This is a genomic window from Stenotrophomonas sp. STEN030 (assembly GCF_056759995.1).
In genome coordinates this window covers 1-13,069 of the sequence record NZ_JBRREB010000039.1, presented here as the reverse complement: position 1 = coordinate 13,069, position 13,069 = coordinate 1, and the positions used below count along the sequence as shown (strand labels likewise).

10 protein-coding genes and 8 tRNA genes are annotated in these 13,069 nt (G+C 61.4%); 17 read left to right on the top strand and 1 reads right to left on the bottom strand.

Annotation, left to right across the window (positions count from 1 at the left end; translation table 11 throughout):
• Positions 1-111 precede the first annotated feature (111 nt).
• From grxC to ACVOLR_RS14000, 3 genes are all read left to right on the top strand, one after another.
• Complete coding sequence (gene grxC, locus ACVOLR_RS14010) at positions 112-423, top strand: glutaredoxin 3 (protein WP_481536964.1); 312 nt, start codon at positions 112-114, stop codon at positions 421-423.
• On the top strand, positions 420-812 hold the full coding sequence (locus ACVOLR_RS14005; protein WP_481517252.1) for a carboxymuconolactone decarboxylase family protein: 393 nt from the start codon (positions 420-422) through the stop codon (positions 810-812). The genes grxC and ACVOLR_RS14005 overlap by 4 nt, the downstream gene beginning before the upstream one ends.
• A gap of 131 nt (positions 813-943) precedes the next feature.
• On the top strand, positions 944-1,948 hold the full coding sequence (locus tag ACVOLR_RS14000; protein WP_481536963.1) for an isocitrate dehydrogenase: 1,005 nt from the start codon (positions 944-946) through the stop codon (positions 1,946-1,948).
• Positions 1,949-2,177: 229 nt separating this feature from the next.
• Here the strand turns inward: ACVOLR_RS14000 and ACVOLR_RS13995 are convergent, their stop codons facing one another.
• A complete protein-coding gene (locus ACVOLR_RS13995) occupies positions 2,178-2,939 on the bottom strand; it encodes a Bax inhibitor-1/YccA family protein (RefSeq protein ID WP_481513480.1) in 762 nt (253 codons plus the stop codon).
• Positions 2,940-3,081: 142 nt separating this feature from the next.
• On the opposite strand from ACVOLR_RS13995, the gene ACVOLR_RS13990 reads away from it, so the two are divergent.
• The 14 genes from ACVOLR_RS13990 to ACVOLR_RS13925 all read left to right on the top strand — a co-directional run bounded on the left by ACVOLR_RS13990 (position 3,082) and on the right by ACVOLR_RS13925 (position 12,920).
• A tRNA-Pro gene (locus ACVOLR_RS13990) sits at positions 3,082-3,158 on the top strand.
• Between the two features lie 44 nt (positions 3,159-3,202).
• Positions 3,203-3,279, top strand: a tRNA-Arg gene (locus ACVOLR_RS13985).
• Between the two features lie 35 nt (positions 3,280-3,314).
• Positions 3,315-3,391: transfer RNA gene (locus tag ACVOLR_RS13980), tRNA-His, on the top strand.
• A 78-nt stretch (positions 3,392-3,469) separates the two neighbouring features.
• Positions 3,470-3,545: transfer RNA gene (locus ACVOLR_RS13975), tRNA-Lys, on the top strand.
• A gap of 112 nt (positions 3,546-3,657) precedes the next feature.
• Positions 3,658-3,733: transfer RNA gene (locus tag ACVOLR_RS13970), tRNA-Lys, on the top strand.
• Positions 3,734-3,894: 161 nt separating this feature from the next.
• Positions 3,895-3,979 (top strand) — tRNA-Leu (locus tag ACVOLR_RS13965).
• 176 nt (positions 3,980-4,155) lie between these two features.
• Positions 4,156-5,451 (top strand): trigger factor, encoded by a 1,296-nt coding sequence (tig, locus tag ACVOLR_RS13960; RefSeq protein WP_481536962.1) that lies wholly within the window; start codon positions 4,156-4,158, stop codon positions 5,449-5,451.
• A gap of 66 nt (positions 5,452-5,517) precedes the next feature.
• Positions 5,518-6,144, top strand: a complete 627-nt coding sequence (gene clpP / locus ACVOLR_RS13955; protein WP_057629317.1) for an ATP-dependent Clp endopeptidase proteolytic subunit ClpP — start codon at positions 5,518-5,520, stop codon at positions 6,142-6,144.
• A 127-nt stretch (positions 6,145-6,271) separates the two neighbouring features.
• On the top strand, positions 6,272-7,561 hold the full coding sequence (gene clpX, locus ACVOLR_RS13950) for an ATP-dependent Clp protease ATP-binding subunit ClpX (RefSeq protein WP_481536961.1): 1,290 nt from the start codon (positions 6,272-6,274) through the stop codon (positions 7,559-7,561).
• 137 nt (positions 7,562-7,698) lie between these two features.
• Positions 7,699-10,158, top strand: a complete 2,460-nt coding sequence (gene lon / locus ACVOLR_RS13945; RefSeq protein WP_481536960.1) for an endopeptidase La — start codon at positions 7,699-7,701, stop codon at positions 10,156-10,158.
• A 205-nt stretch (positions 10,159-10,363) separates the two neighbouring features.
• Positions 10,364-10,636: an HU family DNA-binding protein gene (locus ACVOLR_RS13940; RefSeq protein WP_481513476.1), complete on the top strand. Its 273-nt coding sequence runs from the start codon at positions 10,364-10,366 to the stop codon at positions 10,634-10,636.
• 12 nt (positions 10,637-10,648) lie between these two features.
• Positions 10,649-10,723 (top strand) — tRNA-Val (locus tag ACVOLR_RS13935).
• A gap of 31 nt (positions 10,724-10,754) precedes the next feature.
• Positions 10,755-10,831 (top strand) — tRNA-Asp (locus ACVOLR_RS13930).
• 127 nt (positions 10,832-10,958) lie between these two features.
• A complete protein-coding gene (locus ACVOLR_RS13925; RefSeq protein WP_481536959.1) occupies positions 10,959-12,920 on the top strand; it encodes a peptidyl-prolyl cis-trans isomerase in 1,962 nt (653 codons plus the stop codon).
• The last annotated feature ends 149 nt before the right edge of the window (positions 12,921-13,069 follow it).

The following is a 13,069-nucleotide window of genomic DNA, read 5'->3' as shown; positions in this document are numbered from 1 at the left end:
GGCAGGGCGGAGGATGACGGGGAAGCGGGGCGCGGGTGTGAAGCACAGGTTAACCCGCTGTGTTCTGCCGGTGGCATCGAGAATCAGCGCGACCGGTACCATATATAGACAATGTTTCCACTCAGGAGTTTCGTTGTGACAACTTCAACCAGCGCCGGTGCACCGGAAATCACCATTTACTCCACCGCCGTCTGCCCGTATTGCGTAGCGGCCAAGAACTTCCTGAAGAGCAAGAACCAGTCGTGGACCGAGGTCCGGATCGACCTGGACCCGACCGCGCGCGAGAAGATGATGTCGCTGACCAAGCGCACCAGCGTGCCGCAGATTTTCGTCGGCGACGTCCATGTGGGCGGCTACGACGACATGATCGCGCTGCACCGCGCAGGCAAGCTGGAGCCGCTGCTGGCCGGGCAGGGCGCATGAGCGCCGACAACGAAAAGGACCGCCTGGCTGAATTCACCGAGTTCCGCCAGCGCATGAACCAGCGCATCCTGGCCGAGCCGAACCAAGTGGTGCGGCGCTTCTTCGCGCTCGACACCCAGACCTACCAGGCCGGCGCGCTGGATGTGAAGACCAAGGAGTTGCTGGGCCTGGTGGCTTCGATGGTGCTGCGCTGTGATGACTGCATCAGCTACCACGTGGCCCAGTGCAAAGAGGCCGGAGTCAGCCGTGAAGAGTTCTTCGAGACCTTCTCGGTGGGTCTGGTGGTGGGTGGCTCGATCGTCATCCCGCACCTGCGACGGGCGGTGGATTTCCTGGACCAGCTGGAGAACGGGGCTGCCCAGGCACCGGCCGGGCACGAGCACAGCTGAACCCCAGACCATCGTCCAGTTGGGGCTGGCGCGGCTGATCAGGCATAATTGACAGTTGAAACCTTTTCAATCGCGCCGGGTTCCGGGCAGCCGGATGGCGCATTCCTCCTCCCTGTTCGGAATACCTAGAAATGACGCAGACAATCACCGTCATCCGCGGCGATGGCATCGGCCCGGAAATCATGGACGCCACCCTGTTCGTGCTGGACAAGCTCGGTGCGGGCTTGACCTACGAATTCGCCGACGCTGGCCTGGCCGCGCTGGAAAAGCACGGTGAGCTGATCCCGGCTTCCACCCTGGAATCGATCAAGAAGAACAAGGTCGCTCTGAAGAGCCCGTTGACCACGCCGGTCGGTGGTGGCTTCAGCTCGATCAACGTTGCCCTGCGTCGCCAGTTCGACCTGTACGCCAATGTGCGCCCGGCCATCTCGTTCCCGAACACCAAGTCGCGCTACGAGAACATCAACATGATCACGGTGCGTGAGAACACCGAAGGCGCCTACCTGGCCGAAGGCCAGGAAGTGTCGGCCGACGGCGAGACCGCGTTCTCCGGTACCCGCATCACCCGCAAGGGCTCCGAGCGCATCGCGCGCTACGCCTTCGAGCTGGCCAAGAGCACCGGCCGCAAGAAGGTCACCGCCGTGCACAAGGCCAACATCATCAAGTCGACCTCGGGCCTGTTCCTGGACGTGGCGCGCGAAGTCGCCGCCAAGTACCCGGAAATCGAGTTCCAGGAAATGATCGTCGACAACGCCTGCATGCAGCTGGTGATGCGTCCGGAGCAGTTCGACATCATCGTTACCACCAACCTGTTCGGCGACATCATCTCTGACCTGTGTGCGGGTCTGGTCGGCGGCCTGGGCCTGGCCCCGGGTGCCAATATCGGTGCTGATGCAGCGATCTTCGAAGCCGTGCACGGCACCGCGCCGGACATCGCCGGTCAGGGCAAGGCCAACCCGGTCGCGCTGCTGCTGGGTGCTGCACAGATGCTGGACCACGTCGGCCAGCCGGAGAACGCCGAGCGCCTGCGCAAGGCCATCGTTGCCACGATGGAAGCCAAGGATTCGCTGACCGGCGACCTGGGCGGCACCGGCACCACCATGGGCTTCGCCCAGGCCATCGCCAGCCGCATCTGATTGCAGTTGCGGTAGTGGGTGGTAAAAAAACGGAGCGCGAAAGCGCTCCGTTTTTGTTTGTGTAGTGCCGAGCCATGCTCGGCAGGGGCCTTACCAAGACCAGATCCGCATGTAGTGCCGAGCCATGCTCGGCAGAGGCCTTATCGGCAATGCCACAGCCGAGCATGGCTGGCACCACAAAACAGCAAAGGGCGCCAATGGCGCCCTTCGCAAACAACCTGCAGCAATCTCAGTTACGCGACTGCAGCTTCGACAGCAAGCGCAGGAACTCGATGTACAGCCATACCAGGGTGACCATCAGTCCGAACGCGCCGTACCACTCCATGTACTTGGGTGCGCCGGCTTCAACGCCGCTTTCGATGAAGTCGAAATCCAGCACCAGGTTGAGCGCTGCGATCACCACCACGAACAGGCTGAAGCCGATGCCGATCAGGCCCGAGCCGTGGATGTAGGGGATGTTGATGTTGAACAAGCCCAGCACGATCGTCGCCAGATACACCAGGGCGATGCCGCCGGTGGCTGCCACCACGCCCAGCTTGAAGTTCTCGGTGGCCTTGATCAGTCCGCTGCGGTAGGCGAACAGCAGGGCGAACAGCGTGCCGAAGGTCAGCAGCACCGCCTGGAACACGATGCCGTTGAAGCGGACTTCATAGACCGCCGAGATCGAGCCAAGGAACAGGCCTTCGGCCAGCGCATACAGCGGCGCGCTGACCGGTGCCCAGGTCTTCTTGAAGATGGTCACCATCGACAGGATGAAGCCGACGATCAGGCCGCCCCACATGTAGAACTTTGCCGCCGGCAGCAACTCGCCGCTGTCACTGATGGTGCCGTTCCATGCGAACGCAGCAGTCAGTGCGGCCAGCAACAACAAGAACCCGGTTTTGTTGACGGTGCCGTTGATGGTCATCGCATCGGCGCCGCGTGACACCACGCTGCCGCTGCCAAGGTCGAGGAAAGTGGTGTCGGAAAGGGCAGGGTTGCCGCTGCGCATGCAATGCTCCGTTGCTATGAAGTGGGCGGGAATTGGACATCAGCATACCCAATTCAAATTAAATGAAATTTACCGTTGACAGGTTGGTGTGTTTTTCCCACAATAGCCGACCTTTCCGGGGTATCGGGAAGAGATTCACCGCCGGGGTATAGCGCAGTCTGGTAGCGCGCCTGCTTTGGGAGCAGGATGTCGGGGGTTCGAATCCCTCTACCCCGACCATCCAACTCACCAAGTGCGTGTTGGAGTGCGACAATCCGGTCAGAGCGCCCGTAGCTCAACTGGATAGAGCACCGGCCTTCTAAGCCGGCGGTTACAGGTTCGATTCCTGTCGGGCGCACCAATCGGTGCAAGCGGTAGGTGAGTAAGGTTTCAGTGGTGGCTGTAGCTCAGTCGGTTAGAGTACCGGATTGTGATTCCGGTGGTCGGGGGTTCGAATCCCCTCAGCCACCCCACTGTTTCAACGGCATCGGAGTGAAATCCGGGCTTGCAATAAAGGTCAGGTTGCGGCATTATTCGCCTCCTGATTTTCAGGGCTGTTAGCTCAGTTGGTAGAGCAGTTGACTCTTAATCAATAGGTCCAAGGTTCGAATCCTTGACAGCCCACCAAATCAAGAAAGCCGTTGGAGCAATCCAGCGGCTTTCTCTTTTTATGTAAGCCCAGTGTTTTGGGCGGGTGCATGAAACACGCTTGTAGTGTAGAATTCACCTCGAAGTTTCAGGGCTGTTAGCTCAGTTGGTAGAGCAGTTGACTCTTAATCAATAGGTCCAAGGTTCGAATCCTTGACAGCCCACCAAATCAAAAAAAGCCGCTGGAGAAATCTGGCGGCTTTTTTCTTAGCCAGGGCGGCATGCCGCCCGGTCATTGTTCAGACGCTGATGGTTGGTCCAGCGCGCAGGCGCGCTTGGCTTCCGCTTTGCCGGCGCTCCTGCAACAATGCTGCGCTGAGTCAGTATTGCGAAAGTGGCGGAATTGGTAGACGCCCTGGATTTAGGTTCCAGTGCCGCAAGGCGTGGGGGTTCGAGTCCCCCCTTTCGCACCAGTCAGTGGTGTTCTCTGCCCGCTGCGGGCCTTTTCAGACAACCTGTATGGGTCTGCCCGCTGGCGGCCACGGGCGATATCGGCCAAACTAAAGGGCTGCGGTGCATAACCGCGCCCTACAACCGTTTCATCCATCACATCGAACCGGCGCGGTTGCCGCCGGTGGCAGGAGTCAACATGCAAGCTTCGATCGAATCCACCGGCAATCTGGAACGCCGCCTGAGCTTCTCGCTGCCGGAAGAGCGTCTGCAGGGGCATATCAGCGGCCGTCTGGGCGAAATCGCGCGCACCGCGCGCATCAAGGGTTTCCGTCCGGGCAAAGTGCCGGCCAAGGTGATCGAACAGCGCTTTGGCCCGCAGGTGCGTGCCGAGGCGCTGGACGGCCTGCTGCGCGAGACCTTTGACGCTGCCCTGCGCCAGCACGAGCTGCGCATTGCCGGTAACCCGCGCATCGACAAGGCTGGCGAAGGTGAGTTCGACTTCGTTGCCACTGTTGAGCTGATCCCGGATTTCGGCGACGTCGACGTCACCAAGCTGACCGTCGTGCGCCATAGCGCCGAAATCAGCGACGCCGACATCGACCAGATGATCGAGAACCTGCGCGCCCAGCGCCGCACCTGGAAGCCGGTTGCACGCGGCGCCCAGGAAGGCGATCTGGTCGGCCTGGAAACCTGGTCGCAGGCTGGCGACGAGCGTCTGCCGGCTGAAGGCGTCGAGAAGGGCACCATCATCATCGGCCAGGGCATGATGTTCGAGCAGATCGAAAAGGGCCTGATTGGCCTGGCCAAGGGTGAAGAAAAGACCCTGGACGTCGAGTTCCCGGCTGACTGGCGCGTGCCGGCGCTGGCTGGCAAGACTGTGCAGGTCACCGTCAAGGCCGTCGAAGTGTCCGAGCAGGACATGCCGGAAGTCGATACCGCCTTCATCAAGAGCTTCGGCGTGAAGAACGGCGACGTGGAGCAGTTCCGCGCCGACATCCGCTCCAACCTGGAGCGCGAGCTCAAGGGCGCGCTGATGAACCGTCTGCGTCGTGAAGTGGGCGAGCAGCTGATTGCCGCCTATTCCTCGGTCGAGCTGCCGCCGCGTCTGGTCGAGGGCGAAGCCCGCTCGATGCTGGCCCAGCAGATCGATGCCATCCGTCGCCAGGGCGGCAACCCGGGCGAAGTGCCGGCCGATGCCCACGAAGGCTTCAAGGACGCCGCTTCCAAGCGCGTGCTGGTCGGCCTGCTGGTCGGTGAAGTGGCCCGCAAGAACGAGCTGCGCCTGGACCCGAAGCGCCTGAACGAAACCATGCGCCTGATCGCTTCGACCTACGAAGAGCCGGAGCAGGTCATTGAGATGTACCGCAATGATCCCCAGCTTATGTCGGGTCTGCAGAACCGTGTGATGGAAGAGCAGGTCATCGACTGGATCGCCGAGCGTGCCCAGCACACCGAGCAGGCGTTGACGTTCCAGGAAGCCATCCGCCAGTAAGCTGGCGGTGTTTCATCCCCGCGCCACGGCGCGGGGAGTTCCCTCCCAAAATAGGTGCCTCACGTAATGGACAACCGAACCAAAGCTCTGAACATGGTTCCGATGGTGGTCGAACAGACCAGCCGCGGCGAGCGCGCCTACGATATCTATTCGCGCCTGCTCAAAGAGCGCCTGATTTTCCTGGTCGGTCCGATCGACGACCATATGGCGAACGTTGTGGTGGCGCAGCTGCTGTTCCTTGAATCGGAAAATCCGGAGAAGGAAATCAGCATCTACATCAACTCGCCGGGCGGCGTGGTCACTGCTGGCATGGCGATCTACGACACCATGCAGTACATCAAGCCGGACGTGAGCACCACCTGCATCGGTCAGGCCGCCTCGATGGGCGCACTGCTGCTGGCTGCCGGTGCACCGGGCAAGCGCTTTGCGCTGCCGAACTCGCGCGTGATGATCCATCAGCCGCTGGGCGGCTACCAGGGCCAGGCCACGGACATCGATATCCACGCCCGTGAAATCCTGACCCTGCGTTCGCGCCTTAACGAGGTGCTGGCCAAGCACACCGGCCAGGACCTGGAGACCATCGCCCGCGATACCGAGCGTGACAACTTCAAGAGCGCGGCCGAGGCTGCGGCTTACGGCCTGGTGGACCAGGTGCTGGAGCGCCGTCCGGAAGAGAGCATCCAGGCGTCCTGATGCGTTTAACGGCCAGAAAATCGGCCTAATTTGCAGGGTCGGAACCGGACTGGTGTCCCTCCGGCCCTGTGCTATTCTCGAATTTGAACCCCCTGTTCAGAGGGGGAAGCAACTGGGTAAGCGAAGCATGAGCGAAGACCGGCAAGGTCGTACCGGGGACAGCAGTGGCAAGATTCTGTACTGCTCGTTCTGCGGCAAGAGTCAGCACGAAGTTCGTAAGCTGATCGCAGGCCCGAGCGTGTTCATCTGTGATGAATGCGTGGAGCTGTGCAACGACATCATCCGTGAGGAACTTGAGGAAAAGGCGCAGTCGGCGCGCAGTTCGCTGCCCAAGCCGCGCGAGATCCTCGAGGTGCTCGACCAGTACGTGATTGGCCAGAACCGTGCCAAGCGCACGCTGGCGGTGGCGGTGTACAACCACTACAAGCGTATCGAGAGCCGTTCCAAGAGCGACGACGTCGAGCTGTCCAAGTCCAACATCCTGCTGGTCGGCCCGACCGGTTCGGGCAAGACGCTGCTGGCCGAAACGCTGGCGCGCCTGCTCAATGTGCCGTTCACCATGGCCGATGCGACCACCCTGACCGAAGCCGGTTACGTGGGTGAGGATGTGGAAAACATCATCCAGAAGCTGCTGCAGAAGTGCGACTACGACGTCGAGAAGGCACAGCAGGGCATCGTCTACATCGATGAAATCGACAAGATCTCGCGTAAGAGCGAGAACCCGTCGATCACCCGCGATGTGTCCGGCGAAGGCGTACAGCAGGCCCTGCTGAAGCTGATCGAAGGCACTGTTGCCAGCGTTCCGCCGCAGGGCGGACGCAAGCACCCGCAGCAGGAATTCCTGCAGGTCGATACCAAAAACATCCTGTTCATCTGCGGCGGCGCGTTTGCTGGCCTGGACAAGGTGATCCAGGCCCGTTCCACCGCCACCAGCAGCATTGGTTTCGGTGCCAAGGTGAAGAGTGCTGAGCGCAAGCAGGAAATTGGCAAGGTGCTGGCTGAAGTCGAGCCGGAAGACCTGATCAAGTTCGGTCTGATTCCAGAGTTCGTTGGCCGCCTGCCGGTGGTTGCGACCCTGGAAGAACTGGACGAGCCGGCCCTGATCCAGATCCTGACCGAGCCCAAGAACGCTATCACCAAGCAGTTCAAGAAGCTGTTCGAGATGGAGAACGTGGAGCTGGAGTTCCGTCCCGATGCGCTGTCGGCCATCGCCAAGAAGGCGCTCAAGCGCAAGACCGGCGCCCGTGGCCTGCGCACCATCGTCGAGTCGGTGCTGCTGGACACCATGTACGAGCTGCCCTCGCAGGAAAACGTCAGCAAGGTTGTCGTGGACGAGTCGGTCATCGAGAACAAATCCGAGCCGTACATCGTCTATCAGACCCCGGCGGAACCGGTTAAAACCGCCTCTGGCGAGTAAACCCGGGCGGGCTGAGGTGAATAGGCGGTTTCGCTAGTCACGTTCAGCTTTCAACAGCTCTTGCAACACCTCGCCGATGGCCCCATAACGGGGCCATCGGCTTTTTTATTTAGCCTCCACCGAATCTCGGAGCCCCCATGGCCCAGTCCCAACTCGAAGTTCTCGACCTGCCGGTCCTGCCGCTGCGCGACGTGGTGGTGTTCCCGCACATGGTCATCCCCCTGTTTGTGGGCCGCGACAAGTCCATGCAGGCGCTGGAGCGCGCGATGGAGGCCGACAAGCGCATCCTGTTGCTTGCGCAGAAGTCTGCCGAAACCGACGACCCGGCGGCCGCTGACCTGTACACCGTCGGCACCCTGGCGCAGGTACTGCAGCTGCTGAAGCTGCCCGACGGCACCATCAAGGTGCTGGTCGAAGGCCTGTCGCGTGTTGCCGTGGACAAGGTTTACGAAAAAGACGGCTCGCTGCAGGGCCACGGCGTGGAGATCGAATCGGACGATTCGCGCGAGCCGCGTGAGATCGAGGCGATTGCCCGTTCGCTGATGTCGCTGTTCGAGCAGTACGTCAAAACCAACCGCAAGTTGCCGCCGGAGTTGTTGCAGACCCTGGCCGGCATCGAGGAGCCGGCGCGCCTGGCCGACACCATCGCCGCGCATATCGGCGTGCGTCTGGCCGACAAGCAGAAGCTGCTGGAAATCCTGCAGGTCGGCGACAGGCTGGAAATGCTGGTCGGCCTGGTCGATGGCGAAATCGACGTGCAACAGATGGAAAAGCGCATCCGCGGCCGCGTCAAATCGCAGATGGAAAAGAGCCAGCGCGAGTACTACCTCAACGAGCAGATGAAGGCCATCCAGAAAGAACTGGGTGACCTGGATGAAGCGCCGGGTGAGATGGAAGAACTGGCGCGCAAGATCGCCGAAGCCGGTATGCCCAAGCCGGTCGAGACCAAGGCCAAGAACGAGCTCAACAAGCTCAAGCAGATGTCGCCGATGTCGGCCGAAGCCGCTGTGGTGCGCAACTATCTTGAGTGGCTGCTGGGCGTGCCGTGGAAGAAGCGTACGAAGGTTCGCAAGGATCTGAAGGTCGCCCAGGACACGCTGGACGCCGACCATTACGGTTTGGACAAGGTCAAGGATCGCATCCTTGAGTACCTTGCCGTGCAGGCGCGCGTGAAGCAGATGAAGGGCCCGATCCTGTGCCTGGTCGGTCCGCCGGGCGTGGGCAAGACCTCCCTGGGTCAGTCCATCGCCAAGGCCACCAACCGCAAGTTCGTGCGCATGAGCCTGGGCGGCGTGCGCGACGAGGCTGAGATCCGTGGTCATCGCCGTACCTATGTCGGTTCCATGCCGGGCCGCATCGTGCAGAACCTCAACAAGGTCGGCAGCAAGAACCCGCTGTTCGTGCTGGATGAAATCGACAAGATGTCGATGGACTTCCGTGGCGATCCGTCCTCGGCGCTGCTTGAAGTGCTGGACCCGGAACAGAACAACGCCTTCAACGATCACTACCTCGAGGTCGATCTGGACCTGAGCGAAGTGATGTTCGTGGCCACCTCCAATTCGCTGAACATCCCGGGCCCGTTGCTGGACCGCATGGAAGTGATCCGCATCCCGGGTTACACCGAGGATGAAAAGCTCAACATCGCCATGCGCTACCTGCTGAGCAAGCAGCTCAAGGCCAATGGCCTGAAGGCTGAAGAGCTGGCGATCGAAGAAGATGCCATCCGCGGCATCGTGCGTTATTACACGCGCGAATCCGGCGTGCGTAACCTTGAGCGTGAAATCGCCAAGATCTGCCGCAAGGTAGTGAAGGAGATTGCCCTGGCCGGCCCGCAGCCGGTGAAGAAGGCTGCCGCCAAGAAGTCGGCAAAGAAGCCGAAGGCGCTGGTGGTTGTGGATGCGAAGAACCTGGACAAATACCTGGGCGTGCAGCGTTTCGACTTCGGCCGTGCCGAGGAAGAAAACGAGATCGGCCTGGTTACTGGCTTGGCCTGGACCGAAGTCGGCGGCGAGCTGTTGCAGGTCGAGTCGACGCTGATCCCGGGCAAGGGCGCGGTGACGCTCACCGGCCAGCTTGGCAATGTGATGAAGGAATCGGCCACGGCCGCCCTGTCGGTGGTGCGCGCGCGCGCCGAAGCACTCGGCATCGATGTGGATTTCCTGCAGAAGCACGACGTCCATCTGCACGTGCCCGATGGTGCAACCCCGAAGGACGGCCCCAGCGCTGGTATCGCGATGGTGACCTCGCTGGTGTCCACGCTGACCAAGGTGCCGGTCAAGGCCGAAGTGGCGATGACCGGTGAGATCACCCTGCGTGGTCGGGTTACCGCGATTGGTGGCCTGAAGGAGAAGCTGCTGGCCGCGCTGCGCGGCGGCATCCGTACCGTGATCATCCCCGAAGAGAACCGTAAGGATCTGGTGGATATCCCGGCCAATGTCACCCGCGATTTGACCATCGTGCCGGTGAAGTGGATCGATGAAGTGCTGGATATCGCGCTGGCAACACCGCTGGCGCCGAAGAAAGCGCGCAAAAGTGCGCAGCGTGTCGCAGTTCGCGGCAAGGCGAAGGCAGCTCCCACGGCCCGCGTCAAGCACTGAAATGTGAACGTAAAACCCCTCAAAACCCGCGTCATTAAAGGCTTTTCAGCTTGCGCGGGTAGGGGGGCGCTGGTATAAAAGTGCGACTCACGCAGCAGTGGTTATTTGCTGGCGTGTTTGCAGGTTCTTCGGCAGTCGTGCGTCTTGGGGACGTACGGGTGCCACTCAATAATTCCGCGGATTACCGCAAAGGGAGTTTTACAGAATGAACAAGACCGAATTGATTGATGGCGTTGCCGGTGCTGCTGACCTGACCAAGGCTGAAGCTGGCCGTGCGGTTGATGCCGTCATCGCCGAGATCACCAAGGCCCTGAAGAAGGGTGAGGCCGTGACTCTGGTGGGCTTCGGTACGTTCCAGGTTCGTGAGCGCGCTGCGCGCACCGGCCGTAACCCGAAGACCGGCGAAGAGATCAAAATCGCTGCTGCAAAAAATCCTGCCTTCAAGGCTGGTAAAGCTCTGAAAGACGCTGTAAACTAAGCGGCTCAGCTGGGGTGCTTAGCTCAGCGGTAGAGCGTCTCCCTTACACGGAGAGGGTCGGGGGTTCGAAACCCTCAGCACCCACCAAGTTAAGCATTGCAGTACAGTTTGAAAGTGTGGAGCGGTAGTTCAGTTGGTTAGAATGCTGGCCTGTCACGCCGGAGGTCGCGGGTTCGAGTCCCGTCCGCTCCGCCAGATGTCTCAAAGCCCTCGGCGCAAGCCGGGGGCTTTTTTTTGGCCCGCTATTGGCAGCGGCCGAGTTGGGCGCGGGGCAGGAAGCGGGTTAAACTGCCCGGCTCGCCACTCAGGCCTCGATTTGCCCATGCTGCAGAAACTTCGCGACAAGACCTCAGGCTGGATCGTTACGGTGATCATGGGCCTGTTGATGATCCCGTTCCTGTTTGTGATCGACAACAGCTACCTCGGTGGCGTCGGCGCACAGAACGTTGCCAAAGTGTCGGCCCCACCGTCGTGGTGGACCTCGGCACCTTCATGGTGGCCGGTGTCGTTCCTTTGGAACCACCACGAAGTCAGCGTCGAGGACTTCCGTGCCCGTTTTGAACAGGCACGCATGCAGGCGCGTGAGCAGCAGGGTGACAACTTCGACCCGCGCGAATTTGAAACCGCGGAAAACAAGCGCGTCGTGCTCGATCAGCTGATCGACGAGCAGGTTGTGCGCCTGGCTGCCGAAGACGCGCATATCGTCATCGGTGACAAGGCCGTGCGCGACTACATTGCTGCGATTCCGGCGTTCCAGAAGGACGGCAAGTTCGATCCGGACCAGTACCGTCTGGCGCTGGCGCAGAGCATGCCGCCGCGTACGCCGGCCATGTTCGAGCAGCTGGTACGTTCCAGCCTGCAGCAGTCGATCATTCCCTCGGCACTGGCCGAGTCTGGTTTCACCACCAAGGGCGAAAGCGAGCGTCTGCTGAAGCTGCTGGGCGAAACCCGCGACGTGGAATTCGCACTGTTGCCGGTCGTTGCCGCGGATACCGCCGCAGTCAGCGATGCCGAGATCGACCAGTGGTACAAGGCGCATCCGAAGGACTTCCGTCAGCCGGAAAGCGTCAGCATCGAATACGTCGAGCTCAACGCTGCCAGCATGCCGGCAGCGACGGCGGCCAATGAGGCCACCCTGCGTCAGCGCTATGAAGACGAGAAGGCGCGTTTTGTCACCGCCGACCAGCGTCTGGCTTCGCACATCCTGATTGCCAAGGGCAGTGATGAGAAGGCAGCCGAGGCCAAGGCCGCCAAGCTGGCAGCAGAAGCCAAGCAGCCGGGTGCCGACTTCGCTGCACTGGCCAAGGCCAACTCGGAAGATCCGGGCTCCAAGGATTCCGGTGGCGACCTGGGCTGGGTTGAGAAGGGCGTGATGGTCAAGCCCTTCGAAGACGCGCTGTTCGCCATGAAAGCCGGTGACGTGATTGGCCCGGTCAAGACCGAGTTCGGCTACCACGTGTTGAAGCTGCGCGAGATCAAGGGTGGCGAAGGCCGTCCGTTCGAGGAAGTGCGTGATCAGCTGGCTGCCGAGCAGCTGCAGGCCGATACCGAGAAGGCATTCAATGAGCTGAGCGGTCGCTTGGTGGATCTGGTTTACAAGAACCCGACCGAACTGGCTGGTGCTGCCAAGGAAGTTGGCTTGCCGGTGCAGACCTTGGGTCCGTTCGGCCGTACCACCGCCAGCGGTATTGCCGCCAATCCGGCAGTGCTGAAGGCTGTGTTCTCCGACGCACTGAAGGAAGACGGCACGGTCAGCGATCCGATCGAGCTGGCGCCGAACCACACGGTCATGGTCCGCGTTACCACGCACACCCCAGAGCAGGCGATTCCGCTTGCACAGGCGCGTGAGCAGGTGATTGCGGCGGTGCGCGCGCACCGTGCCGAAGAAGCCTCGAAGAAGGCTGCTGACGCGTTGCTGGCCAAGTTGAATGCAGGTGAGACCCTGCAGGCATTGGCTGGTTCCGAGCAACTGCAGTTGCTGCCGATTCCGGGCCTGCCGCGCACCGCACCGATGCCGACCGCTGAAGCCAACCGCGCTGCGTTCACCGCAGCGGCTCCGGTCGGCGACAAGCCCAGCTATGGCAAGGTCGAGATGGAGCCGGGCCGCTATGCCGTGTTCGCGGTCACCAAGGTGACCCCGGGCAACCCGGCCGAAGTGCCGGAAGCGCAGCAGGCTATGCTCAAGGACCAGCTGAGCCAGATCGACGGCGCCGCTGCAGCCAAGGCTTATGTCGACGGCATGCGCAAGCGCTACAAGGTGCAGGTGCAGGAATCACAGCTCTGATCAACTGAGCAGCAATAAACAAAAAGCCCGGCGAACGCCGGGCTTTTTTTGTACATGTAGTGGGGGGGCCGGGCCGGGGCGGGGGGGGTGGCGGAGGCGCCCCCCCTAGTTAGGGGGGGGGCGGAAGCCGCCCCCCGCGCAAACAAAAA

Bases quoted from the DNA above. Each gene is read 5' to 3' on its own strand.
- grxC (WP_481536964.1), top strand. From the start codon at position 112: ATGTTTCCACTCAGGAGTTTCGTTGTGACAACTTCAACCAGCGCCGGT.
- ACVOLR_RS14005 (WP_481517252.1), top strand. From the start codon at position 420: ATGAGCGCCGACAACGAAAAGGACCGCCTGGCTGAATTCACCGAGTTC.
- ACVOLR_RS14000 (WP_481536963.1), top strand. From the start codon at position 944: ATGACGCAGACAATCACCGTCATCCGCGGCGATGGCATCGGCCCGGAA.
- ACVOLR_RS13995 (WP_481513480.1), bottom strand. From the start codon at position 2,939: ATGCGCAGCGGCAACCCTGCCCTTTCCGACACCACTTTCCTCGACCTT.
- tig (WP_481536962.1), top strand. From the start codon at position 4,156: ATGCAAGCTTCGATCGAATCCACCGGCAATCTGGAACGCCGCCTGAGC.
- clpP (WP_057629317.1), top strand. From the start codon at position 5,518: ATGGACAACCGAACCAAAGCTCTGAACATGGTTCCGATGGTGGTCGAA.
- clpX (WP_481536961.1), top strand. From the start codon at position 6,272: ATGAGCGAAGACCGGCAAGGTCGTACCGGGGACAGCAGTGGCAAGATT.
- lon (WP_481536960.1), top strand. From the start codon at position 7,699: ATGGCCCAGTCCCAACTCGAAGTTCTCGACCTGCCGGTCCTGCCGCTG.
- ACVOLR_RS13940 (WP_481513476.1), top strand. From the start codon at position 10,364: ATGAACAAGACCGAATTGATTGATGGCGTTGCCGGTGCTGCTGACCTG.
- ACVOLR_RS13925 (WP_481536959.1), top strand. From the start codon at position 10,959: ATGCTGCAGAAACTTCGCGACAAGACCTCAGGCTGGATCGTTACGGTG.